Here is a 23,137-nt window from a genome sequence, read left to right on the forward strand (position 1 = left end):
CCGCTGCCCGGCTCGACCCCGCCGCCCGGCGGCAACGGCGCCGGCCCCAACGGCCTGCCGCACCCGCCGCCAGGCCCGTACGGCCAGCCCTATCCCGCCGCGCCGCAACCGGGTCCGTACGGCCAGCCCAACCCGGGCGCCGGTCCGCCCAACTACGGCGCGCCGCCCGGCTGGACCCCGGCCACCACGCCACCCAGCCAGCCCCAGCAGTGGCGGCCGTCCTGGGACCCGGCGCCGGAGGACCGCGGCCGGGACCAACGTGGCCAGAACGGTCCAACCAATGGACCAACCGATCCGGATGAGCGGGGCCGGGGCCCGGAATGGGATGCTGGGCGCTGAGTCCCGGAGGCACATTTGACGGCTGACAGCTCCGCCGGCGGAGCCCGGCAAGGCCCGTTGTATCACCACGACAGCGGGTCGACGCCGGTGTTCGACCACGCACGGGCCGAGAAGGCCGTGCGGGAGCTGCTGCTGGCGTGTGGCGAGGACCCGGACCGGGAGGGTTTACAGGACACTCCCGCCCGGGTCGCGCGCGCATACCTGGAGATGTTCGCCGGGCTGTACACCGATCCGGACACCGTGCTGGACAAGACGTTCGACGAGTGCCACGACGAACTGGTACTGGTCACCGACATCCCGACGTACTCGACCTGCGTGCCCGGCCGCCAGCCGGTGGACGCGGTCGGCGGCCCGCTGGACGCGGCCGACGTGCGGGTCGGCGACCAGCTGTGGACCCTGGTCGAGGGCCGCGCCGAGACGACCACGGTCACCAGGATCACCGCCCGCCCGGTGCGCCAGCTGGTCGAGGTGGTCACCTCCGGCGGCAGCTTCGTGGTCACCCCCGACCACCCGCTGGCCACCCCGGACGGCTGGGCCGAGGCAGCGGGCGTGACCGGCACGGCGATCGAGTGGACCGAGCCGGGCAGCCTCGCCAGCAGGCCGATGTCCTTCGCCCTGCCACGCCGACGCCCGGTCGAGCCCGCTGCGGGCGGCGACGACTGGTGGCTTCGGCACGGCTTCGCCAAGGAGTCCCACCACACCGAGCTGGCGGAGTCCCGCTGGCTGCCGGTGACCACCGTGCGCCCGTTCGAGTCGCCGGCCGAGTCGCCGTTCACCGTGTACAGCCTCACCTGCGACCCGCACCCGACGTTCCTGGTCGCCGGGCACCTGACGCACAACTGCGAACACCACCTGGTGCCCTTCCACGGCGTCACCCACGTCGGGTACATCCCCAACGTGCGGGGCAAGGTCACCGGCCTGTCCAAGCTCGCCCGCCTGGTCGACCTCTACTCCAAGCGGCCGCAGGTCCAGGAGCGGCTGACCTCCCAGATCGCCGACGCGCTGGTGCGCAAGCTCGACCCGCGCGGGGTGATCGTCGTGGTCGAGGCCGAGCACCTGTGCATGGCGATGCGCGGGGTCCGTAAGCCGGGCGCGCGCACCACCACCTCGGCCGTGCGCGGCATGCTGCGCACCTCGTCCACCTCCAGGTCCGAGGCACTCGACCTGATCCGCGGCCGGACCAGATGACCAAGGTGCACCCCGCGCTCCCGCGTCCTGGCCGGTGCGCCGTGGTCGGCGTGCTGAACGTGACCCCGGACTCGTTCTCCGACGGCGGCCGGTATCTCGACCTGGACGACGCGGTGGCGCACGGCCTGGCGATGTGGACCGCGGGCGCGGACCTGATCGACGTCGGCGGCGAGTCGACCCGGCCGGGCGCGGCCAGGGTGGACGCGGCCACCGAGATCGAGCGGGTGCTGCCGGTGATCAGGAGCCTGTCGGCGGCCGGCGCGGTGGTGAGCGTGGACACCACCCGCGCGCGGGTGGCCGAGGCCGCGGTGGCCGCGGGCGCCAGCGTGGTCAACGACGTCTCCGGCGGCCTGGCCGACCGGGACATGGCGCGCGTGGTGGCCGCCGCGGACGTGCCGTGGATCCTGATGCACTGGCGCGGCCACAGCGACCACATGGACTCCCTCGCCGTCTACGGCGACGTGGTCACCGATGTCCGCGACGAGCTGGGGGCGCGAGTGGACGCGGCGGTGGCGGCCGGGGTCGACCCGTCGGCGCTGGTCCTGGACCCCGGGATCGGGTTCGCGAAGCGCGCCGAGCACAACTGGGCGTTGCTGCGGCGGCTGGACGTGTTGCTGGGGTTGGGCTTTCCGATACTGGTCGGCGCGTCCCGCAAGCGGTTCCTCGGCACGCTGCTCGCCGACAAGGAGGGCGACCCGCGCCCGCCGGACGGGCGCGAGGAGGCGACCGCGGTGATCTCGGCGCTGGTCGCCATGGCCGGGGCGTGGGGCGTGCGCGTGCACGACGTGCCGCGCTCGCTGGACGCGGTCGCGGTGGCCGGGGCGATGACCGGTGCGCTGACCGGGGACTCCTCGTGACCGACCGGATCACGCTGACCGGGCTGCGGGTGCGGGGCCATCACGGGGTCTTCGACCACGAGAAGCGCGCCGGCCAGGACTTCCTGGTGGACGTCACCGCGTGGCTGGACCTGGAGCGCGCGGCCGCGACCGACGACCTGGCCGAGACCCTGCACTACGGCGAGCTGGCCCAGCGCGTGGCCGCGATCGTCGGCGGCCCGGCACGCGACCTGATCGAGACGGTCGGCGGCGAGGTGGCGGACATGGTGCTGACCGACGAGCGGGTGCACGCCGTCGAGGTCACCGTGCACAAGCCGAGCGCGCCGATCCCGCTGACGTTCGCGGACGTGGCGGTGACCATCCGCCGCGAGCGGTGACCGAGCTGTGACCAGGGCGGTGCTGTCGATCGGCGCGAACCTCGGGGACCGGCTGGCGAACCTGCGGGTGGCGGTGACCGGCCTGGCGGAGGTGGTCACCGCGGTGTCGCCGGTGTACGAGACCGCCCCGTGGGGCGTGACCGACCAGCCGGACTTCCTGAACGCGGTGCTGGTGGTGGCCGACCCGGCGGCCGACGCCTGGGCATGGCTGCACCGCGCCCAGGAGCTGGAGCGACAGGCCGGCCGGGTGCGCACCCGGCGGTGGGGCCCGCGGACGCTGGACGTGGACGTGGTCACCGTGGACGGCGTCACCAGCGACCACCCCGACCTGCTGTTGCCCCACCCAGGGACCCCGTCCCGGGCGACGGTGCTGATCCCCTGGCTCGCGGTCGACCCGGCGGCGGAGCTGCCCGGTCACGGACCGGTCGCCGACCTACTGGCCGCATTACCGACGGCCGCCCGAGCCGACGTCCACCGCCGCGACGACCTCACCCTGCCCTAGGCCACCTGCCCTGAATGCCTCATTCAGGACGGTGAACGTCGCCAATGCCTCATTCAGGGCGTCGCGCGGAGGGCGGCGATGATCCACTCCATGGGTGGCACCCTGGTCGGCACCGGCGGCCAGTCGTTGATCGTCGCCATCAGCTGCCAGTAGCGCTCGGACCTGGCGTCCGTGCCGACCGCGAGCCGGTCGGCCGCCTGCGCCGGCGGCATGGCCATCGACGTGCTCACCGCGGCCGCCAACTCCCGGCCGGCCGGCGAGTCCGGCGCCTGCCCGGCCGCCAGCGCGGCCGCTGCCTTGTCCGACCACGACTGCCAGCGCTCGGTCTCCTCCTCGGTGGGCATGGTGATCGTCTCGCCGGCCGCTCGCGCGGTGGCGTGCTCCTCGCTCATCTGCCTTGTCCGGTCGCGGAAGTCCTTGTCCTGAACCAGTTCCGCCAGCTCCAGCCACGCCTGCAACTGCTCGGGCCGCGGATCGTCTGGCAGTTCCGGCTTGGCCGAGCGCATGCCGGCCGCGAAGTCCGGGTTGATGTCCAGCCCACCCATCACCTCGTCCCAGAAGTCGTCGATCAGTCGCCCGCGCTCCTCGTCCGACATCGTCGCCAGGTCCTTCATCAATCTCACCTCGTCCAGTTCGGAATTGTTCTTGGCGACCGCGCGCAGCACCGCCCGGCGCAACCGCAGCACCCGGATCTGCTCGTCGAGCAGCTCCGCGTGCCGCCCCGCCAGCTCGGCGACGCTCGACCTCCCGGCGAGCGCCGCACCGGCGTCGGTCAGGCCCAACCCCAACTCGCGCAACGTGCGCAGCAGTTCCAGCCGGGCCAGCGAGGCCGAGTCGTACAGTCGGTACCCGGCGTGCGTGCGGTCGGCCGGCGGCAGGAGCCCCTCGTTGGAGTAGAACCGGATCGTGCGGGTGCTCAGGCCCGTCCGGCGAGCGAGCTCGCCGATCGTGAACACACCCCTGTCGCCCATGGCCGCCATGCTCAACCTTCCAGTCACTGGAGAGTCAAGTCTCGCCGGTAACGTTGGTGCCATGCACTTCACCCGGGCTCGCGACCTGGTCGTCGCCGGTCTGCTGGCCGCCGGGATCGGCTACCTTCTGGTCAACACCTTCTATGCCCAGCTGCCGCCGATCCCGCGCTACGCGGGCGGGACGCTGCTGGTGCTCGCGGTGGTCGAGGGCGCGCTCGGGGCCTCGTTGCGTGCCCGGATCCGTGACCACGACCCGGCCCGGCCGGTGCAACCGCTCACCGCCGCGCGCGCGGTCGCGCTCGCCAAGGCCTCGTCATTACTGGGTGCGATCATGCTCGGCGCCTGGCTCGCCCTGCTCGGCTACGTGCTGCCGCGCCGTCCCGACATCACCGCCGCCGCCCTGGACACTCCCGGTGCGGTGATCGGCATTGGCTGTTCGGTGGTGTTGATCGGGGCTGCGCTGTACCTCGAGTGGTGCTGCCGCACCCCGGACGACCAGGAGAATCCGCCTCCGGAGTATCGATCGTGGGAATCCGGCTGAGTGATTCTTTCGCATCGGCGGGGTCTCGCCCAGATAACGGACAGGTACGGTGTGAGCCATGAACGCCCGCAGCGACTCGTCCAGCGAGCCTTCGCGGGGTTCGCTCGGCGGCCGGCTGCTACTCAGCGCAGCGGTTCTGTTCGCTCTCGCCGCGACCGCCGCGTTGATCCTGACCGACGAGCAGCGGTGGCTGCGCCTGGGCATCGTGGCCGCGTTGTGGGCCGCGCTCGCCGGTGCGTTCGTCGCCGCGCGGTACCGGCGCCAGGTCGCCGACCAGCAGGATGTGCTCGCCGAGAGGCATGAGCGCTACCAGCTTGAGCTGGAACGGGAGATCGCCGCCCGCCGCGAGTACGAGCTCGAGGTCGCGGCCGAGGCGCACCGGCAGGCCGACGAGGAGGCCCGCGACGACATCGCCGGCCTGCGCCAGGAGTTGCTCGGCCTGCGCCAGACGTTGGAGGGCCTGCTCGGCGGGGAGTTCCTCGTCGAGCGGTACGCGCTGCGCGCCGAGTCGACCAGGATGCGTTCGCTGTCCGACGACCTCGACCTGAAACGGCTGCCGCCGGCGACCGCGATCGTCCAGGACGCGCAGACCGACCTGATCGAGGCGATCGGCAAGGCGAGCAAGTCGGCCAACCGCAAGGTCGAGCCGTTGCCCCGGCGCCCGGACCGGCCGGCAGGCCGCACCCAGGTCCCTCGGCCGGCCAAGTCGCCGGTGGTGGACGCCGGTGGGGAGCCGTGGCAGCAGGTGCATCCGGCGGAGCTGTCCGACCGCTGGTTCGTGCCAGATGGCGTCGGTACGAACCAACCGCCCAAACCCGCGCAGCCGACCCGTCGCGGCGACCGGAAGGCGGACCCGAACCGGCGGAACTCGGTGGCCTCCGGGTATGTGGAGCCGGTCGGCCGCGCGGACGCGAACGGATTCGAGGCGGCGGCCTCCGGGCACCTGTCGGCCGCCGAGCCACCGGCTTTCGGCGCCCCCGCCGGCCGCCCGGTGTCCTCGGACTTCGGGCCGGCGGCGAGCAGGGCCGAGTCCTCGGGCTTCGGCTCACCGGTCCGCCGCAACGGCGCCCCCGGCCCCGGTGCGGCGGAGTCCTCCGGCTACGGCCCCGCGGTAAGCCGCAACGGATCCGCTGGTCACAGCGCGGCGGAGGCTTCTGGCTTCGGCCAGCCGGTCGGCCGCGACAGCGCCGGTTATGGCGCTGCGGAGGCTTCCGGTTTCGGTCGGCCGGTCGGCCGCAACGGTGCGGCGGAGTCCTCGGGCTATGGCTCGCCGGTTGGCCGTAATGGCGCTGGTTATGGCGCTGCGGAGGCTTCCGGCTTCGGTCAGCCGGTTGGCCGCAATGGTGCTGGTTACGGATCGGCTGAGTCGTCGGGTTTCGGTCCCGCGGTTGGTCGCAACGGGGCCGCTGGTTACGGACCGGCCGAGTCGTCGGGTTTCGGTCCCGCCGTTGGCCGTAACGGGGCCGCCGGTTACGGACCGGCCGAGTCGTCCGGTTACGGGCAGGCGGTCGGCCACAACGGGCCAGCCGGCCCCCCTGGCTACCGCCCATCACCCGGTCCCGCCGAGTCCTCCGGCTACGGCCCCGCACTCACCCGCGCCGAGTCGTCGGGCATCAGCCAGGCGGTCAGCCGCCCCCAGCCCGGCCCGACGCCCACCCCCGACGCCGGCGGCCGCCGCCGGCGCGCCGAAGGCCAGCCAACCTGGCAGGAGACCCGCGACGGCCGCCCCGACGACGCCGCCGCCGAACCATCCGGCTCCCACGCCGCCGGCCGCTCGGTCAGCGAACTGCTCGCCTCCCACGGCGGCGACCGCCCGAGCACCCCGCGCCGCCGTCGCCGCAAGGAGTAACCCGCCACAAGTCACGAACGCGTCATTCCCGGCCACGCCACCGGGCCTGCCGCCGATCGCACCGTAGGGTGGCTATCCGTGAGCCAGAGCCCCGTCCAGCACCGGCACACCCGTCGGCGCACGGTGCTGCTCCCCGCCATCGGCCTGGTCGTGCTCGCCGGCTGCGGGCTCGCGCTGCTCGCGATCAGCACCGCCAAGGTCGGCCTGGTCGCCGAGCTCGTCGGCATCGTCGCCGCGCTGGTGCCCGTCGGCTCGATCGTCGCCGCGCTGCTGTGGATCGACCGGTGGGAACCCGAGCCGGCCCGCCTGCTGTGGCTGGCCTTCGGCTGGGGCGCGAGCGTCGCGGCGATCACCGCCCTGCTGATCAACAACACCGCGGAGGCCGTCGGCGACGCGCTGCTGGGCAACGGCCACGGCGACACCATCAGCGCGATCGTCTCCGCCCCGCTGTTCGAGGAGGCCGCCAAGGGCGCCTTCGTCATCGGCATCATGTTCTGGCTGCGCAACGAGCTCGACGGGGTCATCGACGGCGTCGTCTACGCCGGCTTTGTCGCCGCCGGGTTCGCCTTCACCGAGAACATCTACTACTTCGGCCGCGCGTTCGCCGAGTACGGCTTCGGCGACGCGACCACCCCCGGCGTGATCACCGCGTTCATCCTGCGCGGCGTGCTGGCCCCCTTCTGCCACCCGCTGTTCACCGCGATGATCGGCATCGGCGTCGGCATCTCCGTGCGCACGCCCAACCGCGCGGTGCGCGTGCTCGCCCCGATCGGCGGCTACCTCGCCGCCGTCCTGCTGCACGCCATGTGGAACGCGGCCGCGACGCTGGGCACCCCGCAGACCTTCCTCAACGTCTACTTCCTCGTCATGGTCCCCATCTTCATCAGCGGCGTGCTGTTCGTCGGCTGGCACCGCCGCCGCGAACAACGCATCGTGGCCGACGCCCTGCCCGGCATGGTCGAACGCGGCTGGGTCGACCTCGGCGACCTGCGCCGGCTGAGCAACCTGGCCGCCCGCCGCGCCTGGCGTGTCCGGGTCGCCCGCCGCGACGGTCGTACCGCCGCCCGCAACCTCGCCGGCTACCAGGCCGCGGTCACCGAGCTGGCCTTCCTCTGGCACGCCGACCGCCTCGGCCTCGCCGACGCCGGCGCGCCGGAGCGGGAGAACCAGCTGGTCACCGCGCTGCTGGCGGCCAGGGTGAACCTCTCGAAACGGCGCGCGGCCGGCCGGTGAGCCTGATCACCCGCCTCGCGGGCCGCCCTTTCCGGGTGGTTACGCTCATTTCGACAGCCGAACAGGAAGCGAGCGCCCGATGAACCGACCGGCTCGACTGGCCGTCGGCGTGGTGTCCGCCGGGCGGGTCGGCGCGGTCCTCGGCGCCGCACTGGCCCGCGCCGGCCACCAGATCGTCGCCGCCTCCGGCGTGTCCCGCGAGTCGGTCGACCGCGCGGAGGAACTGCTCCCCGGCGTGCCGCTGCTGCCGCCGGACGAGGTCGTGCGGCGCGCGGACCTCGTGCTCCTCGCCCTGCCGGACGACGCGCTCGCCGGCATGGTGCGTGGCCTGGCCGCCGCCGACGCGCTGCGCGCCGGCCAGATCGTCGTGCACACCTGCGGCGCGCACGGCGTCGACGTGCTCGGCCCCGCCGTCGACCACGGCGCCCTGCCCATCGCACTGCACCCGGTGATGACCTTCACCGGCCGCGCCGAGGACCTCGAACGGATCGCCACCTGCTGCTTCGGCATCACCGCCCAAGACGGCGACGAGACAGCGTGGAGCGTCGGCGAGGCGCTGGTGGTGGAGATGGGCGGCGAGCCGGTCCGCGTGCCGGAGGCTGCCCGCCCGCTGTACCACACCGCCCTCGCGCACGGGGCGAACCACCTGGTCACCCTGGTCGCCGAGGCCGCGGAGCTGCTGCGGGCAGCCGGGGTCGGCAGCCCGGACCGGATGCTCGGCCCGCTGCTGTCCGCGGCGCTGGACAACGCCCTGCGCCACGGCGACCGCGCGCTCACCGGCCCGGTCGCCCGCGGCGACGCCGGCACCGTGCGCGCCCACCTGCGGGTGCTCGCCGAGCACGCCCCCGACATGCTGCCCGGCTATCGCGCGCTCGCCGCCCGCACCGCCAGCCGCGCCGAACAGGCGGGCCTGCTGCGTGCCGACCTCGCCCCCGATGTCACCGCCGCCATCGAACGCGGCGCCGACGAGGAGCACGGATGACCCCCCCGAAGTTCACCCCCGGCCAACTGCACGTCCACAGCGGCGTCGACGAGGTCGTGCGGATCACCCGCGCGCTGCGGGGCGTCGGCCGCAAGATCGCGTTGGTGCCCACCATGGGCGCGCTGCACGATGGCCACCGCCAGCTGCTGCGCACCGCGCGCAGGCTGCCCAACACCGTGCTGGCCACCTCGATCTTCGTCAACCCGCTGCAGTTCGGCGCGGGTGAGGACTTCGACCGCTACCCGCGCCCGCTGGAGGCCGACCTCGAGGTGTGCCGGGAGGAGCGGGTGGAGCTGGTGTTCACCCCGGAGCGCGCCGCGCTGTACCCGCCGGGCGCGCAGGTCACCATCGCGCCGGGGCCGCTGGGCAGCGAGCTGGACGGCGCCTCCCGGCCGGGGCACTTCGCCGGCGTGCTCACCGTGGTCACCAAGCTGCTCAACATCGTCCGCCCGGACTACGCGCTGTTCGGCGAGAAGGACTTCCAGCAGCTGGTGCTGATCAAGCAGCTGGTGCGCGACCTCAACCTGGACGTGCGGGTGATCGGCGTGCCGATCGTGCGCGAGCGGGACGGCCTCGCGCTCTCCTCGCGCAACGCCTACCTCGACCCCGACCAGCGGGCCGCCGCGGTCACCCTGTCCGCCGCGCTCGCCGCGGGCGCCGGGGTCAGCGCGGCCGGCGCCGACGCGGTGCTCACCTCGGCGCGCGCGGTGCTCGACAAGGAGCCGATGGTCGACCTTGACTACCTGACGCTGCGCGGCACCGGGCTCGGCCCGGCGCCCGAACGCGGCGAGGCGCGCCTGCTGGTGGCCGCTCGCGTCGGGTCGACCCGGCTGATCGACAATGTCTCGGTGCTCCTCGGCGATCACGGTGGCGATCACGATGGCGAACACCCAGTAGGCGAACACCAGTAGGGGGAGGACCGCGATGTTCCGCACGATGCTCAAGTCGAAGATCCACCGGGCCACGGTCACCCAGGCCGACCTGCACTACGTCGGCTCGGTGACCGTCGACCCGGTGCTGATGGAGGCCGCCGACCTGCTGGCGGGGGAGCAGGTCGCGATCGTCGACGTCACCAACGGCGCCCGGCTGGAGACCTACGTCATCGAGGGCGAGCGGGGCAGCGGGGTGCTCGGCATCAACGGCGCCGCCGCCCACCTGGTGCACCCGGGCGACCTGGTCATCCTGATCGCCTACGGCACGATGGACGACGCCGAGGCCGCCGTGCACCGCCCACGGGTGGTGTTCGTCGACGAGGCCAACAAGATCGTCGACACCGGCACCGACCCGACCGCCGCCGGCAACGGGCTGACCAGCGGCCGGGTCAGCCAGCCCGCGCCGGTGCTGGCCGAGACCGCCGAGGCCGCGTTGCTGGACGCGTTGCTCCAACCGGAGAGCTGACCGCGGTGCTGCTCGCCATCGACGTCGGCAACACGAACATCGCGCTCGGCCTGTACCAGGGCAGCGAACTGGTGCGCGACTGGCGGATGCGCACCGACGCCAGGATGACCGCCGACGAGCTGGCGCTCACCATGCGCGGGCTGCTCGGCGAGCACGCCGACGAGGTCACCGGGGTGTCCGCGCTGTCCACCGTGCCCGCGGTGCTGCGCGAGCTGCGGGTGATGCTCGGCCGCTACTACCGCGCGGTGCCCAGGGTGATCGTCGAGCCCGGCGTGCGGACCGGCGTGCCGCTGCTGGTGGACAACCCCAAGGAGGTCGGCGCCGACCGGGTGATCAACACCCTGGCCGCGCACTACCTGCACGAGACCGCGTGCGTGGTGGTCGACTTCGGCACCTCGACCAACATCGACGTGATCTCCGCGAAGGGCGAGTTCCTCGGCGGCGTGTTCGCCCCGGGCATCGAGATCTCGGTCGACGCGCTCGCCGCCCGCGCGGCCGCGCTGCGCAAGGTGGAACTGGTCCGGCCGAGGTCGGTGATCGGCAAGAACACCGTCGAGTGCCTGCAGTCGGGGATCCTGTACGGGTTCACCGGGCAGGTCGACGGGCTGGTCACCCGGATCATCGACGAGCTGGCGCGGACCACCCGCCCGGCCGAGGTCACGGTGATCGCCACCGGTGGGCTCGCGCCGCTGGTGGTGGACGAGTCGGCGACGATCGTCGACCACCGCCCGGACCTGACCCTGCTCGGGCTGCGGCTGGTCTTCGAGCGCAACACCCGTTAGCGGCGTCGTACTCGGATCATCTCGGTCACCATCGGCAGGTCGAACTCCCCGGCCGAGGTCTCCGCGCGGGTCCGCAGATAGGCCCGCGCCCGCGCCAGCACGGTTTCCCGCTCGTCGTCGTCGACCATCAGCAGGCGCGACTGGGTGCCGAGGTAGCCGGCCATCGAGTCCGCCGTCCGGCGCAGCGTGTGCGGCATTATGGTGCGCTCGGCGGTGTCGAAATCCTCGTGCACCGGCAGTTCCAGCTCGCCCTGCCAGCCAGGGTGCGCGGTCGTGCGGGACGCCGTGACGAGCTCGGTGACCCAGTCGACGTTCGGGTCCTCGCCGTTCCACAGCACCGCGAGCACGCCACCGGGCCGCAGCACGCGGGCGATCTCGGGCAGCGCACGCTCCCGGTCGAACCAGTGGAACGCCTGACCGACCAGCACCGCGTCCACCGACCCGGCCGGCAGCGGGATCTCCTCCGCGGTGCCCGCCAGCGCCGGCACCTGCGGGAAGTGCTCGGCGAGCACGCCGCGCATGCCGTCGTCGGGCTCGACGGCGGTCACCGTGAGGCCAAGGTCGAGCAGGCCGCCGGTGAGCTTGCCGGTGCCCGCCGCCAGGTCGAGCACCTCGCGGACCTCGCGGGTGCTCGCCGCGAGCGCCCAGCGAATCGCGGCGGCCGGATAGTCCGGGCGGTGTTCGTGGTAGTCGGTCGGGCGCAGACCGAACGAGCGGGCGCGACTGCTGCTTTCCTCCATGTGGTGGAAAGTACCCTGTCGGGAGAAGCTGACCGCCCGGTGCGGACCTGGCGCTAATCCAATTTGGCTAACCGCGCCGCCGGCGGCGACGTGGTCGGCGTCACTGGGCGGGTCAGTTCGGTGCCTAATACAGGTAAGTTGTGTTTTGCCACTGTAGTCGAGGGCGCCGGTACCGAACTACGAGCGATGCTCGGCCCGAACAACGTGGGCCCGCCGACTTGCTTTTGGCCGGGCACAAGGCAGTCAACCTGGAAACGCGCATTCCGCACCGGGATGCGCGCATTGGCGCACGCCAACGCCCTGCGAGCGGATCTGTCGCCACGGCGCCGCCACGCTGTTCCGGAACCGCCGTATCGCATTCCCTGGTTCGCGATGCCTTCAGGGTGCCTTCGGGGTGCCTTCGGGGTGTCGGAGTAGACCGAGGGTGGCGGTGTTCGGCTCCCGGCGGACACCGTTGCCGACGGCATCCGGAGAACCGGTGTACCGCCACACGGGACGCGGAAGTCACGCCGCCGGATGGCGTCGAACGTGCGCGCGTGATCTCCCGGCCGAGACCGCGACCGGGTACCGGTCGACATCGTTCGACGCCCGGGTTTGAGCTGGCCACGGGCTAATCCTGGCTGGTCGACAGGCGAAACCGCAGGTGACCGGCGCCCGCCCCGGAATGCTGTCCGGCTGACGGGTCGGAATGGCGCAGGTTGCCGCTGAATGAGACTGTTCGAGCACGAACGTCACTAAACTTGAGCCGCGATTTGCGTTAACCTCCTTAGTGGGAGTATTTATGTCGTGCGACGGACGAAGTTCCGCCTCGAGTTTCTAGCCTAGGAGGGCGCAGTGGCGCAGAAGGTCATGGTTACCCTGGTCGACGACCTTGATGGTTCCGAGGCGGAGGAGACCGTTGAGTTCGGTTTGGATGGCGCGTTCTACGAGATCGATCTCAGCGAGGACAATGCGGAGCGCTTGCGGGACGCGCTGGCCGAATACGTGGAGCACGCCCGGCGCGCCGGTGGCCGTAAGCGCGCGGCCGCTCGGGCGGCTACCGGACGCCCGCCGCGCACCGCCTCGGCGGATCGGGAACAGAACCAGGCAATTCGTGAGTGGGCCCGCAAGCAGGGCATGAACGTCTCGGATCGGGGTCGAATCCCGAAGGAGGTCACGGACGCCTACAACGCCCAGGCCTGAGCTTTTGCGTTGTCATAAGCGCCGGTTCTCCTTACCGCGGTTTCGCGGTGGGTGGAGAACCGGCGCTGACATTTTGTGAAGACGTCTCACCTCGGCCGATCCAGAGCGCGACGAGCACGGCGCCCAGCCCGCCGATCGCGATGCACATGCCGACCGGTACGGCCTCGGTGAGCAGGCCGAACACCGCCGGCCCGACGCCCTGCAAGGTCATCAGCCCGGTCGACATCAGGCCGAAGGCCTGGCCGCCCTGGTCGGCCGGGACCGCCTGCACGAACCGCTGCTGCAGGCCAAGGCCGTAGGCGAAGCCGAACCCGGTGAGCGTCAACAGCATCCCCGCCGCCACGGCGCCGACGTCCAGCGCGAACGGCAGCAGCGGCACCCCGAGCACGCAGACCAGTACGCCAACCAGCCGTTCTCTGGTCGCCGGCGCCAGCAGCCGGGCGACCACGAGGTTGCCGGCGAACATGCCCGCCGCCACACAGGCCAGCAGCAGGCCGGGCGCGGCGTCGGGAAACCCGCGCAGCAGCGCGTAGGGCACGAGCAGGCTCTCCGCGCCGGTGGCGAACGCGGGCGGCAGCCACATCGTGAGCAGGATCCGGCGCACGACCGGGTCGCCGAGCAGCGCCCGGTTGCCCCGCCAGCTCCGGCTCAGCAGCGCCCGCCGGCCGCCGCGGCCGGGCGCGGGCAGGTTGGGCAGCAGCAGTGCCGCGCCGAGCGCGCTGACCAGGTGGATGGCCGCGGTGATGAGCAGCGCCTGTTCCGCGCCGGCGGCGGCCACCACCAGTCCGCCGGCGGCCAGCCCGAACAGTTGCGCGGCCGAGCCGGCCAGCTGGAACAGGCTGCGGCCGAGGACGAACACGTCGCCGGTGAGCGACTCGGCGGTGAGCCGCCCGGCGGTGCCGTTGAACACCGGCGCGAGAGCGCCGATGCCGGCGACCAGTACCAGGCTCGCCCACACCGGCAGCCCGGCCAGCGCGAGCGCGGCGGCCCCGGCGGCCTCGAGCAGGTACCCGGTGACCAGCAGCGGCCGTGGCCGGACCAGGTCGGGCAGCGCGCCGACCAGCACCCCGCCGACGACCTGCGGCAGGAACGAGATGCCGAAGGTCAGCGCGCCGAGCAACGCCGAGCCGGTCGAGGTGAACACCAGGATCGACAGCGCCATCGTGCGCAGCGTGTCCGCGCCGACGGCCAGCGATCGGGTCCAGAACACCGTGCGGAACACCGGCTGGGCCAGTGCCTGCCGATAGGTCGCCCGTGGCGTGGTCTCGGTCATGACCCGATCGTCTTGACCGGCGCGCGGAGCCACTAATGATTCGCCCCACGGCGTAAGGTCGGCGCCGTGCTTCGGCTCACCGTGCACCGGGACGACCTGCTGAACAGCCGGTTCGCGGTGTCCCCGCTGTTCGAGCTGGACAACCTGCTGCGCAGGCTGAGCGGGGCGGGCGCCGACCGGCTGCCGCCGGAATGGCTGGCCAGGGTGCGCCCGGTGTTCCGCGAGCTGCGGGAGACCACGGCACTGGACGCGGTGCTCGCCCTGCAGCGGGGCCGCTACGGCGCGGCGTTCGTCGCGCCACCGCCGGCCAGCCTGGCCCAGACCATCGAGGACGACCTGGCCGCCGTCCGGTCGACGCCGCTGGCGCTGGCGCGCCAGGAGATCGCCACCAGCCTGGCCGGCGGCCCGGTGCCCACCGGCCGGGTGCGCGCCGTGCTCGACGACGAGTCGGTGGTCGAGGTGATCGCCGACACCATGGAGACCGCCTGGCACGAGCTGGTCGTCGGCGACTGGCCGGCGATGCGCGCGGTCTGCGAGCGGGACGTCATCCACCGCGCCGGCCTGCTCAGCCGGGGCGGCTGGGCGGCCGCCCTCGGCGGCCTGCACCGCCGGGTCCGCTGGCACGACGGCCAGATCCTCATCCGCCACCCGGTCGACCTGCACGTCGACCTGCGCGGCCAGGGCCTGCTGCTCGTGCCGTCCGTCTTCGTCTGGCCCAAGCTGGCGATCTACACCGACCCCCCGTGGCCCCACGCCCTCATCTACCCCGCGCGAGGCACCGCCGCCCTACTGTCCCCCGCGCCCCAACCCCAACCCCAAGCCCTGGCCGACCTCGTCGGCAACTCCCGAGCCCGCCTACTGACCGCCCTCGCCGACCCGGCCAGCACCACCCAACTGGCTACCACCCTGCACCTGGCCACCGGCGCGGTAGGCGACCACCTCGCCATCCTGCGCCGCGCCGGCCTCGTCACCCGCACCCGCACCGGCCGCTCGGTCCTCTACCGCCGCACCCCCCTTGGCGACGCCCTCACCCCGTAAACCTGGTGGTTACCTGGGAAGGACTCGGGGGCAGGTCGCGCACGGGCCCTTGCCGTGCTCGAGCAGGTAGTGGAAGCAGCAGCTCTCCCGCCGCCTGGTCCAGGACACCGGCTCCCCGGCCGCACCGGCGACCGGGCGCATGGTCGACCCGGACGTCAGCGGCGACAACCGCTCCGGCAACAGCAGCGCCGCGTCGACCACACCAGCGGCCTCGTCACCGCCGTACCGGCCGGCGAGCAGCATCGAGTCGTCCAGCGCGTCGGTGGCCGCGGCCCACAGCGTGTGCCGGCCGAAGCGCACCGTCGGCGCGAACGCGGCGACGAACCGGGCCGCGTGCGCGGTGAACCGCCCCCGCAACACCGCCGCGAGCGCCCCCTCGTCGGGCACCACGGTCGCGTCCGGCGTGCCGGCCGCCGGGTCGTCCGGCAGGCAGACGAAGCGCGGATCTAGCAGCGCGGTGGACTCCGGATGGGGCCTCGGTCGAGTCGTGCGAAACGCGAGGTGCTCCGGGCGCAGCGAGGGCACCCGCCGCTCGTGGTGGAACAACAGCGCCGCCACGTACCCGGGGACCGACAGGTACCACGCCATGACGTAACCGGCCGTGGTCCGCTCCGGGGCGTCGCCGTACTGGTCGACCAGCCACGTCGCGAGTGACTCTCGCCACCGGTCAAAGGACGTGCTGTCAGAGAGTAATGATGCGCAATTCACCCAATCGTGGGAATCACTCGGAGTGCCGATCCGCAACGTGACTCTGGCCTGCCGGGCTGCCACGCGAGCGACCGACTCGGCGAGGGCGTCTCGCCGAGTACCTGTCACGAGCCGTAGGCTCGCATTGCTCCGCACGGGCGGTCTCCATCGTCCAACTGGTGAGTGAGGTTTGGCTAACCTTACCCGACGGAGTTGATCATTGCGAGCCCGCGCGAGCGCCTCTCGAGGCCCTGTTCGCGCTCAGCGGACAGCGCTCACTTGCGGAATCCATTCCGATTGCCGCACGTTGTGCCATGTGACGGTGTTTCCGTCGCGAGAAGAAGACCATGCCCGGCAGCAAGTGGTACTGAGCGCGACCGGCTGGGCGACTACAGTGGTCCACACGGTGCTGAACCCACCGCGAGCAGGTAAACGCGGTGGGCAAGGACCGCCGGCGCAGCAGTCAGGAGTGCAGATGTTTGAGAGGTTCACCGACCGCGCGAGGCGGGTGGTTGTGCTGGCCCAAGAAGAGGCCAGGATGCTCAACCACAACTACATCGGCACCGAGCACATCCTCCTGGGCTTGATCCACGAGGGTGAGGGTGTCGCCGCCAAGGCGTTGGAGTCACTGGGGATCGCGCTGGAAGGCGTGCGGCAGCAGGTCGAGGAGATCATCGGCCAGGGTCAGCACGCGCCGAGCGGACACATCCCCTTCACCCCCCGGGCCAAGAAGGTCCTCGAGCTGTCGCTACGGGAGGCGCTGCAGCTCGGCCACAACTACATCGGCACCGAGCACATCCTGCTCGGCCTCATCCGCGAGGGCGAGGGCGTGGCCGCCCAGGTCCTGGTGAAGCTCGGCGCCGACCTCAACCGCGTCCGCCAGCAGGTCCTCCAGCTGCTGTCCGGCTACCAGGGCAAGGAGCCGGCGGAGACCGGCGGCCGGGGCGAAGGCACCCCGTCCTCGTCGCTGGTGCTCGACCAGTTCGGCCGCAACCTCACCTCCTCTGCCCGCGAGGGCAAGCTCGACCCGGTGATAGGGCGGGCCAAGGAGATCGAGCGGGTCATGCAGGTGCTGTCGCGGCGCACCAAGAACAACCCGGTGCTCATCGGCGAGCCGGGCGTCGGCAAGACGGCCGTCGTCGAGGGTCTCGCGCAGATGGTCGTCAAGGGCGAGGTGCCCGAGACGCTAAAGGACAAGCAGCTCTACACGCTTGACCTCGGCTCGCTGGTCGCCGGCTCGCGCTACCGGGGCGACTTCGAGGAGCGCCTGAAGAAGGTGCTCAAGGAGATCCGCACCCGCGGCGACATCATCCTGTTCATCGACGAGATCCACACGCTCGTCGGTGCGGGTGCCGCCGAGGGCGCGATCGACGCGGCGTCGATCCTCAAGCCGATGCTCGCCCGAGGTGAGCTGCAGACCATCGGTGCCACCACGCTCGACGAGTACCGCAAGTACGTCGAGAAGGACCCCGCGCTGGAGCGCCGCTTCCAGCCGATCCAGGTGGGCGAGCCGACCCTCGAGCACACCATCGAGATCCTCAAGGGCCTGCGCGACCGGTACGAGGCGCACCACCGCGTCACGATCACCGACCCGGCGCTGGTGGCCGCGGCCACCCTGGCCGACCGGTACATCAACGACCGGTACCTGCCGGACAAGGCGATCGACCTGATCGACGAGGCCGGCGCCAGGATGCGCATCCGCCGCATGACCGCGCCGCCGGACCTGCGCGAGTTCGACGAGAAGATCGCCGACGTGCGCCGGGAGAAGGAGAGCGCGATCGACGCGCAGGACTTCGAACGGGCCGCCAAGCTCCGCGACACCGAGAAGCAGTTGCTCGGGCAGAAGGCGGAGCGGGAGAAGCAGTGGAAGGACGGCGACCTCGACGTCGTCGCCGAGGTCGACGACGAGCAGATCGCCGAGGTCCTGGCCAACTGGACCGGTATCCCGGTGTTCAAGCTCACCGAGGAGGAGACCACGCGTCTGCTCCGCATGGAGGACGAGCTGCACAAGCGGATCATCGGCCAGGAGGACGCGGTCAAGGCCGTCTCCCAGGCCATCCGCCGTACTCGTGCCGGCCTGAAGGACCCGAAGCGCCCGTCCGGCTCGTTCATCTTCGCCGGCCCGTCCGGTGTCGGTAAGACCGAGCTGTCCAAGGCGCTGGCCCAGTTCCTGTTCGGCGAGGACGACGCGCTCATCCAGATCGACATGGGTGAGTTCCACGACCGCTACACCGCGTCGCGGCTGTTCGGTGCCCCTCCCGGCTATGTCGGCTACGAGGAGGGCGGCCAGCTGACCGAGAAGGTGCGGCGCAAGCCGTTCTCGGTGGTGCTGTTCGACGAGATCGAGAAGGCGCACCAGGAGGTCTACAACACCCTCCTGCAGGTGCTCGAGGACGGTCGCCTGACCGACGGCCAGGGCCGTACGGTCGACTTCAAGAACACGGTGATCATCTTCACCTCGAACCTGGGCACCCAGGACATCTCGAAGGCGGTCAGCCTCGGCTTCACCTCCGGCGGTGGCGACCAGAGCTACGACCGGATGAAGCAGAAGGTCGACGACGAGCTCAAGAAGCACTTCCGGCCGGAGTTCCTCAACCGCATCGACGACATCATCGTGTTCCACCAGCTCACCGAAGAGCAGATCGTGAAGATGGTGGACCTGATGATCGCGCGGGTCGAGGAGCAGCTGCGCAACAAGGACATGGCTCTCGAGCTCACGCCGGCGGCCAAGAAGCTGCTCGCCACCCGCGGCTTCGACAAGGTGCTCGGTGCCCGTCCGCTGCGGCGCACCATCCAGCGCGAGATCGAGGACCAGCTGTCGGAGAAGATCCTGTTCGGCGAGATCACGCCGGGCCAGATCATCATCTGCGACGTCGACGGCTGGGACGGCGAGGAGGGCACGTCGACCGACAAGGCGACGTTCACCTTCCGCGGCGAGCCCAAGCCGGGTGTCGTGCCCGACGTCCCCCCGGTTGACATGGCCGCGAGCAGTGGCCACGACGTCATCGAGGGCGACGAGTCGGCCTAGCCAGTCCGGCGAAAAGCCGCGTCCCCGCCTCGGGGACGCGGCTTTTCCCATGCTTGGCCGCCAGTTCGGGCATTCTGGTGCCATGCCCTTGGAGGACGACCCGTTCGACTGGCGGACCACGAAGGACGGTCAGGTGTTGATATCCCGCGGCGGCCGGACGGTGACGACCGTCCGGGGACGGGCCGCCGCCGCGCTGCTCGCCCGCCTCGACCGGGCCGACGACGACAGCGCCCAGCAGTTGCTCGCCCGCGCCACCGGCAACTACAAGCGCGGCAACGAGCGTGGCTAGGGCCGCGGCGGCCGAGGCCGACCCGGCGCCGGACGCACCGGCGGACGGCGGCCGTCGCCGTCGGCCGGGCGGGCGCAAGGTCGGCTTCGTCGTGTGGCTGTTCGCCGTGGTGTTCCTCGCCTTCGCCGGGCTGCGCCTGTGGGGTTTCGAGTCGACCGAGTGGCTGATCGCCGCGATGGCGATCACCCCGTACCTGGCGGGCTTCGGTCTGCTGCTCGGCCTGGTCAGCCTGCTGCTGCGCCGCCGAAGCGCCGCGGGCGTGGTGTTGCTGCTCACCGTCGCGCTGGCCGCGCTGCTGGCCCCCAGGGTGCTGTCCGACGCCCAGCCCGACGTTCGCGGCGACCGGCTGCGGGTCATGGCGATCAACCTGTTCCTCGGCCGGGCCGACCCGGGGACGGTGGTGAACCTCGCCCGTACCCAGCAGGTCGACGTGCTCGTCCTGCCGGAGCTGACCGCGGCCGCCGAGACCGCGCTCGACCGCGACGGGCTGCACGAGCTGTTGCCCTACCGGGTCTACGACACCGGCCTCGGCGGCGAGGGCACCGGCATCGCGTCCCGGATCCCGCTGCGCCGGATCGTGCTGATGGACGAGACGTCGCTGTCCCAGCCGTCGGTGGTGGTGGACATGGACGGCCAGGAGGACGTCGAGCTGACCGCGGTGCACGTCTTCCCCGGGGTCCGACCCGATGGCGCGGACACCTGGCACCGGGAGATGGACCTGCTGCCGCCGCCGACCCCGCGCGAGCGGATCCGCGTGCTGGCCGGCGACTTCAACGCGAGCCTTGACCACCGGGCCTTCCGCGACCTGGTCGACCTCGGCTACGCCGACGCGGCCGAGGAGACCGGCCAGGCCATGACCCCCACCTGGTCGACCTGGCCGACCGGCCCGCCGGTGACCATCGACCACATCCTGGCCGACCGCCGCTGCGCGATCGGCGGCTACTCGGTGTTCGACGTGCCAGGCACCGACCACAGCGCGGTGCTCGCGGAGATCATCCTGCCGTGAACCCTCAGCGCCCGAGCGATCCCGGATAGAGGAACTCGTCGGCCGGCTGGGACGTCCCGTGGAACCACGCGGCGAAGAAGTCGCCGAGGTCCTCGCCGGCGATCTCCTGGGTGAACCGCTCGAACTCCGGCCAGGACGCGTTGTCGTCGCGCTGGCTGGCCGGCCACTCCCTGAGCACCCGGTCGAAGGCCTCGTCGCCGATCTGGTGGCGCAACGCGTGCAGCGCCAGCGGACCCTTCTGGTAGACCGCGCCGAACTCGTTGCCCGCACCCATGTCGTAGAGCGGGTCCTGCCAGAACTCGTCGGTGGTGCGGGCGACCTCGAGGCGGTAGCGCCGGTCGAGGTCGACGTCGTCCTTGGCCTCCTCCCACAGCCACGAGGCGTAGCTCGCGAAGCACTCGTTGAGGCAGATGTCGGCCCACGAGGAGACCGTGACCGAGTTGCCGTACCACTGGTGGGCGTTCTCGTGCACCACCACCGACAGGTCCGCCCAGTCGGCGTAGACCGGCCGGCCCTGGGTCTCCAGCGAGAACGGGATGCTCTCGTTGATGTAGATCCCGCCCGCCGCGCTCTGCGGGTAGGGCCCGAACTTCTCGGTGAGGAACTCGATGATCTCCGGCAGCCGGGACTCCACCCGCTGCTTGTCCTCCTGCCCCGGCGCGTACGCGCTGACCAGCGGGATCCCGCCGGGCAGCGTGGAGCGCTCGAAGGTCCACCTGTCGATGCCGACAGTGGTCAGGTAGGTGGCGATCCGGTTGGGCTCGTGCCAGTGGTAGGTCGTCCAGCCGTCCCGGCCGTTGGTCGGCGGCTTCTCCAGGCCGTTGGACACCACGCTCCAGCCGGTGGGCACGCGCGCGTCCAGGCGGAAGGTCGCCTTGTCGCGCGGGGTGTCGTTGGCGGGGTACCAGGAGGTCGCCGAATGCGGCTCGCCGGCCACGAACGCGCCGCCGGAGCTGGCGATCTGCCAGCCGTTCTCGCCGAGATCGCCCTCCCCGATGATCTTCGGGGTGCCCGCGTAGCGGACCCTGGTCTCGAAGGTGGCGTTGTCGGCGATCCGCGCGGCCGGCGTGATCACCAGCTCGTGGTCGCCCTCCCGCGCGAACTCCGCCGAGGCGCCGTCGACCTCGACCCCGGTGACCTCCAGGCCGAACAGGTCGAGGTTGAACGTGGACAGCTCGCCGGTGGCGGTCGCGGTGACCACGGTGTCGCCGTCCAGCTCGCGGCTGGCCGGGTCGTAGCTGATGGACACGTGGTAGTCGGTGACGTCGTAGCCGCCGTTGCCGTCCTGCGGGTAGTACGGGTCGCCGACGCCGTCCGCGCCCGGGGCGGCCTCGGCCACGGTGGTGGGGGCCGGGCGGTCGACCGAGCTGTTCGGCGCGGATTCCTCGGTGCACGCGGCGAGCGAGGCGAGGCCGACCGCGGCCAGCGCGAGGCAGGCGGCGCGGGCTGCCGGGCCGTGGTGCATCGTGAACTGCTCCTGTCGTTGGTGAACCTGGGCCATGATGGCTGACGTGCCGTGATGCGCGAGTTGGATCGAAAGGTATCTGGTGTGGCGGAGGTGACATTCGATCGACCGGGAGTGGTCGACTTCGGCGGCACCGGGCAGGCGATCGTGCTGCTCCACGGGCTGATGGGCCGGGCGAGTACCTGGCGGCCGGTCGCGGACTGGTTGACCAGGTACGGCCGGGTGGTCGGGCTGGACGCGCGCGGGCACGGCGCGAGCCCGCACCGGGGCGGTGGCTGGCGCACGGAGGACTTCGCCGCCGACGCCGCCGAGGTGATCGAGCGGCTCGGCCCGGCGGTGGTGATCGGCCACTCGATGGGTGGGCTGCACGCGTGGATGCTCGCGGCGGCGCGGCCGGAGCTGGTGCGCGCGGTCGTGGTGGAGGACATGGCGCCCGACCAGCGGGGCCGGACGGTGGACCCGTGGCGGTCGTACTTCGAGTCGTGGCCGGTGCCGTTCGGTTCGCTGGCGCACGTGCGGGAGTTCTTCGGCTCGCTCGGGGACTACTTCGTCGAGTGCGTCGAGCGGCGGGCCGACGGGTACCACCTGGTGGCCGATCTCGAGGATCTGTACGGGATCGCGGGGGAGTGGGGGGAGCGGGACTTCTGGCCGTTCGTGGAGCGCGTGCGGTGTCCGCTGCTCGCGATCGAGCCGGAGCACTCGGCGATGCCGGCCGGCCAGCTGGCGCGGATGCCGGTGCGGGCGCCGGGCGGTGGGCATCACCTGGTGGTGGCGGGTGCGGGACATGTCGTGCATCGGGACGTACCGCTGACGTATCGAGGCGCGGTGGAGGCGTTCCTGAGCGAGGTCCTCAACCGCTGAGCCGCCGCAGGGTCTGTGTCTCACCGGTATGCGTGTCGACGACCGCGACCGCACTGACCCGTGCCCGGATCGGGGCGACCGGGTGGAGCGCGGCGAACCCGGCGATCACCTGCGCGGGCTCGATCCCCTCGGCGAGCGCGCAGTGCGGCACCCACGAGCCAGGCAGGTAGTACGCCGAAGGCGACCGGACTCGCTTGGCGAGCACGTCATGCACCGCGGAATGCACCGCGAGCAGTTCGGTGTCCACGACGGCGGCGAGCATGAGCCCGGCATCCGGGGCGGCGGAGGCGGCCAGTGTGGACAGCCACAGGTTCGGGATGGCGAGCAGCCGAAGGTCTCCGGCAAGGTCGTCCCGAACCCGCGCCGGTATCCCACCCGCGACCGCGAACGAGACCTGCGGCCGGTGCTGGCGATGCGTCCTGGTCGCCACACTGGGCACCCCGGCCCGCTCAAGCCGCTCCCACAGCTCCCGAACCGCCCGATCACCCGCATCGTCGAACCAGAACTGCACCGCCTGCCCCATACCCCGCAGCGTCCCACACCCCACCCACCCACAAACCTCGCGAGTCC

Annotated in this window: 22 protein-coding genes and 3 pseudogenes; 19 read left to right on the top strand and 6 right to left on the bottom strand. The window is 71.9% G+C overall.

All coding sequences use genetic code 11. The features are described from left to right. From ACYVIP_RS40935 to folK, 6 genes and pseudogenes are all read left to right on the top strand, one after another. Positions 1-339 (top strand): annotated as a pseudogene (locus ACYVIP_RS40935) (ATP-dependent zinc metalloprotease FtsH); the annotation flags it as partial. Between the two features lie 57 nt (positions 340-396). Beyond that, positions 397-654, top strand: a pseudogene (locus ACYVIP_RS40940) (GTP cyclohydrolase I); the annotation flags it as partial. A gap of 525 nt (positions 655-1,179) precedes the next feature. Beyond that, a pseudogene (folE, locus tag ACYVIP_RS40945) lies at positions 1,180-1,527 on the top strand (GTP cyclohydrolase I); the annotation flags it as partial. Beyond that, positions 1,524-2,384: a dihydropteroate synthase gene (folP, locus tag ACYVIP_RS40950; protein WP_460406480.1), complete on the top strand. Its 861-nt coding sequence runs from the start codon at positions 1,524-1,526 to the stop codon at positions 2,382-2,384. The pseudogene folE and the gene folP, both read left to right, overlap by 4 nt. Then, a complete protein-coding gene (folB, locus tag ACYVIP_RS40955; RefSeq protein ID WP_460406481.1) occupies positions 2,381-2,740 on the top strand; it encodes a dihydroneopterin aldolase in 360 nt (119 codons plus the stop codon). The genes folP and folB overlap by 4 nt, the downstream gene beginning before the upstream one ends. Before the next feature lie 7 nt (positions 2,741-2,747). After that, positions 2,748-3,242 (top strand): 2-amino-4-hydroxy-6-hydroxymethyldihydropteridine diphosphokinase, encoded by a 495-nt coding sequence (gene folK, locus ACYVIP_RS40960; RefSeq protein ID WP_460406482.1) that lies wholly within the window; start codon positions 2,748-2,750, stop codon positions 3,240-3,242. A gap of 53 nt (positions 3,243-3,295) precedes the next feature. On the opposite strand, the gene ACYVIP_RS40965 is transcribed toward folK, so the two are convergent. Continuing rightward, positions 3,296-4,213 (bottom strand): MerR family transcriptional regulator, encoded by a 918-nt coding sequence (locus ACYVIP_RS40965; protein ID WP_460406483.1) that lies wholly within the window; start codon positions 4,211-4,213, stop codon positions 3,296-3,298. Positions 4,214-4,274: 61 nt separating this feature from the next. Here ACYVIP_RS40965 and ACYVIP_RS40970 point away from each other — a divergent pair, with 61 nt between their 5' ends. From ACYVIP_RS40970 to ACYVIP_RS41000, 7 genes are all read left to right on the top strand, one after another. Beyond that, positions 4,275-4,754 (top strand): DUF3180 domain-containing protein, encoded by a 480-nt coding sequence (locus tag ACYVIP_RS40970; RefSeq protein WP_460406484.1) that lies wholly within the window; start codon positions 4,275-4,277, stop codon positions 4,752-4,754. Positions 4,755-4,812: 58 nt separating this feature from the next. Continuing rightward, positions 4,813-6,603, top strand: a complete 1,791-nt coding sequence (locus ACYVIP_RS40975; protein WP_460406485.1) for a DUF6779 domain-containing protein — start codon at positions 4,813-4,815, stop codon at positions 6,601-6,603. Positions 6,604-6,726: 123 nt separating this feature from the next. Next, positions 6,727-7,836 (top strand): PrsW family intramembrane metalloprotease, encoded by a 1,110-nt coding sequence (locus ACYVIP_RS40980; RefSeq protein ID WP_460406517.1) that lies wholly within the window; start codon positions 6,727-6,729, stop codon positions 7,834-7,836. A gap of 79 nt (positions 7,837-7,915) precedes the next feature. Further along, a complete protein-coding gene (locus tag ACYVIP_RS40985) occupies positions 7,916-8,818 on the top strand; it encodes a Rossmann-like and DUF2520 domain-containing protein (RefSeq protein ID WP_460406486.1) in 903 nt (300 codons plus the stop codon). Next, positions 8,815-9,729: a pantoate--beta-alanine ligase gene (panC, locus tag ACYVIP_RS40990; RefSeq protein WP_460406487.1), complete on the top strand. Its 915-nt coding sequence runs from the start codon at positions 8,815-8,817 to the stop codon at positions 9,727-9,729. Before ACYVIP_RS40985 ends, panC begins: the two co-directional genes overlap by 4 nt. A 13-nt stretch (positions 9,730-9,742) precedes the next feature. After that, positions 9,743-10,216, top strand: a complete 474-nt coding sequence (gene panD, locus ACYVIP_RS40995; RefSeq protein ID WP_460406488.1) for an aspartate 1-decarboxylase — start codon at positions 9,743-9,745, stop codon at positions 10,214-10,216. Between the two features lie 5 nt (positions 10,217-10,221). Next, on the top strand, positions 10,222-10,998 hold the full coding sequence (locus ACYVIP_RS41000) for a type III pantothenate kinase (protein ID WP_460406489.1): 777 nt from the start codon (positions 10,222-10,224) through the stop codon (positions 10,996-10,998). Here ACYVIP_RS41000 and ACYVIP_RS41005 read toward each other — a convergent pair. Next, complete coding sequence (locus ACYVIP_RS41005) at positions 10,995-11,738, bottom strand: class I SAM-dependent methyltransferase (protein ID WP_460406490.1); 744 nt, start codon at positions 11,736-11,738, stop codon at positions 10,995-10,997. The genes ACYVIP_RS41000 and ACYVIP_RS41005 overlap by 4 nt on opposite strands. Before the next feature lie 834 nt (positions 11,739-12,572). On the opposite strand from ACYVIP_RS41005, the gene ACYVIP_RS41010 reads away from it, so the two are divergent. Further along, a complete protein-coding gene (locus ACYVIP_RS41010; RefSeq protein ID WP_460406491.1) occupies positions 12,573-12,920 on the top strand; it encodes a histone-like nucleoid-structuring protein Lsr2 in 348 nt (115 codons plus the stop codon). Between the two features lie 31 nt (positions 12,921-12,951). Here ACYVIP_RS41010 and ACYVIP_RS41015 read toward each other — a convergent pair whose 3' ends face one another. After that, positions 12,952-14,193, bottom strand: a complete 1,242-nt coding sequence (locus ACYVIP_RS41015; protein ID WP_460406492.1) for an MFS transporter — start codon at positions 14,191-14,193, stop codon at positions 12,952-12,954. Between the two features lie 66 nt (positions 14,194-14,259). Between ACYVIP_RS41015 and ACYVIP_RS41020 the strand changes: the two genes are divergently transcribed. Then, positions 14,260-15,231 carry an ArsR/SmtB family transcription factor gene (locus ACYVIP_RS41020; RefSeq protein ID WP_460406493.1) on the top strand — a complete coding sequence of 324 codons (972 nt, stop codon included), beginning with the start codon at positions 14,260-14,262 and terminating at the stop codon, positions 15,229-15,231. 9 nt (positions 15,232-15,240) lie between these two features. On the opposite strand, the gene ACYVIP_RS41025 is transcribed toward ACYVIP_RS41020, so the two are convergent. Further along, the gene (locus ACYVIP_RS41025) at positions 15,241-15,819 is read right to left on the bottom strand and encodes a (2Fe-2S)-binding protein (RefSeq protein WP_460406494.1); all 579 of its coding nucleotides are present in this window, start codon (positions 15,817-15,819) and stop codon (positions 15,241-15,243) included. A 574-nt stretch (positions 15,820-16,393) separates the two neighbouring features. Between ACYVIP_RS41025 and ACYVIP_RS41030 the strand changes: the two genes are divergently transcribed. The 3 genes from ACYVIP_RS41030 (at position 16,394) to ACYVIP_RS41040 (ending at position 20,241) form a co-directional block, all read left to right on the top strand. Beyond that, positions 16,394-18,946 (top strand): ATP-dependent Clp protease ATP-binding subunit, encoded by a 2,553-nt coding sequence (locus ACYVIP_RS41030; RefSeq protein ID WP_460406495.1) that lies wholly within the window; start codon positions 16,394-16,396, stop codon positions 18,944-18,946. A gap of 82 nt (positions 18,947-19,028) precedes the next feature. Next, the gene (locus tag ACYVIP_RS41035) at positions 19,029-19,235 is read left to right on the top strand and encodes a hypothetical protein (RefSeq protein WP_460406496.1); all 207 of its coding nucleotides are present in this window, start codon (positions 19,029-19,031) and stop codon (positions 19,233-19,235) included. Then, positions 19,228-20,241 carry an endonuclease/exonuclease/phosphatase family protein gene (locus tag ACYVIP_RS41040; RefSeq protein WP_460406497.1) on the top strand — a complete coding sequence of 338 codons (1,014 nt, stop codon included), beginning with the start codon at positions 19,228-19,230 and terminating at the stop codon, positions 20,239-20,241. Before ACYVIP_RS41035 ends, ACYVIP_RS41040 begins: the two co-directional genes overlap by 8 nt. Positions 20,242-20,245: 4 nt before the next feature. On the opposite strand, the gene ACYVIP_RS41045 is transcribed toward ACYVIP_RS41040, so the two are convergent. Further along, a complete protein-coding gene (locus ACYVIP_RS41045) occupies positions 20,246-21,742 on the bottom strand; it encodes a M1 family metallopeptidase (protein WP_460406498.1) in 1,497 nt (498 codons plus the stop codon). A 48-nt stretch (positions 21,743-21,790) separates the two neighbouring features. Between ACYVIP_RS41045 and ACYVIP_RS41050 the strand changes: the two genes are divergently transcribed. Next, positions 21,791-22,567: an alpha/beta fold hydrolase gene (locus tag ACYVIP_RS41050; protein WP_460406499.1), complete on the top strand. Its 777-nt coding sequence runs from the start codon at positions 21,791-21,793 to the stop codon at positions 22,565-22,567. On the opposite strand, the gene ACYVIP_RS41055 is transcribed toward ACYVIP_RS41050, so the two are convergent. Further along, a complete protein-coding gene (locus ACYVIP_RS41055; RefSeq protein WP_460406500.1) occupies positions 22,557-23,090 on the bottom strand; it encodes a 2'-5' RNA ligase family protein in 534 nt (177 codons plus the stop codon). The genes ACYVIP_RS41050 and ACYVIP_RS41055 overlap by 11 nt on opposite strands. Positions 23,091-23,137: the final 47 nt, after the last annotated feature.

The sequence above is a fragment of the Actinophytocola sediminis genome, assembly GCF_054779715.1.

Coding starts and splice junctions, on each gene's coding strand:
- folP (WP_460406480.1), top strand. CDS start 1,524: ATGACCAAGGTGCACCCCGCGCTCCCGCGTCCTGGCCGGTGCGCCGTG.
- ACYVIP_RS40965 (WP_460406483.1), bottom strand. CDS start 4,213: ATGGGCGACAGGGGTGTGTTCACGATCGGCGAGCTCGCTCGCCGGACG.
- ACYVIP_RS40970 (WP_460406484.1), top strand. CDS start 4,275: ATGCACTTCACCCGGGCTCGCGACCTGGTCGTCGCCGGTCTGCTGGCC.
- ACYVIP_RS40975 (WP_460406485.1), top strand. CDS start 4,813: ATGAACGCCCGCAGCGACTCGTCCAGCGAGCCTTCGCGGGGTTCGCTC.
- ACYVIP_RS40985 (WP_460406486.1), top strand. CDS start 7,916: ATGAACCGACCGGCTCGACTGGCCGTCGGCGTGGTGTCCGCCGGGCGG.
- panC (WP_460406487.1), top strand. CDS start 8,815: ATGACCCCCCCGAAGTTCACCCCCGGCCAACTGCACGTCCACAGCGGC.
- panD (WP_460406488.1), top strand. CDS start 9,743: ATGTTCCGCACGATGCTCAAGTCGAAGATCCACCGGGCCACGGTCACC.
- ACYVIP_RS41005 (WP_460406490.1), bottom strand. CDS start 11,738: ATGGAGGAAAGCAGCAGTCGCGCCCGCTCGTTCGGTCTGCGCCCGACC.
- ACYVIP_RS41015 (WP_460406492.1), bottom strand. CDS start 14,193: ATGACCGAGACCACGCCACGGGCGACCTATCGGCAGGCACTGGCCCAG.
- ACYVIP_RS41025 (WP_460406494.1), bottom strand. CDS start 15,819: ATGGCGTGGTACCTGTCGGTCCCCGGGTACGTGGCGGCGCTGTTGTTC.
- ACYVIP_RS41030 (WP_460406495.1), top strand. CDS start 16,394: ATGTTTGAGAGGTTCACCGACCGCGCGAGGCGGGTGGTTGTGCTGGCC.
- ACYVIP_RS41035 (WP_460406496.1), top strand. CDS start 19,029: ATGCCCTTGGAGGACGACCCGTTCGACTGGCGGACCACGAAGGACGGT.
- ACYVIP_RS41045 (WP_460406498.1), bottom strand. CDS start 21,742: ATGGCCCAGGTTCACCAACGACAGGAGCAGTTCACGATGCACCACGGC.
- ACYVIP_RS41055 (WP_460406500.1), bottom strand. CDS start 23,090: ATGGGGCAGGCGGTGCAGTTCTGGTTCGACGATGCGGGTGATCGGGCG.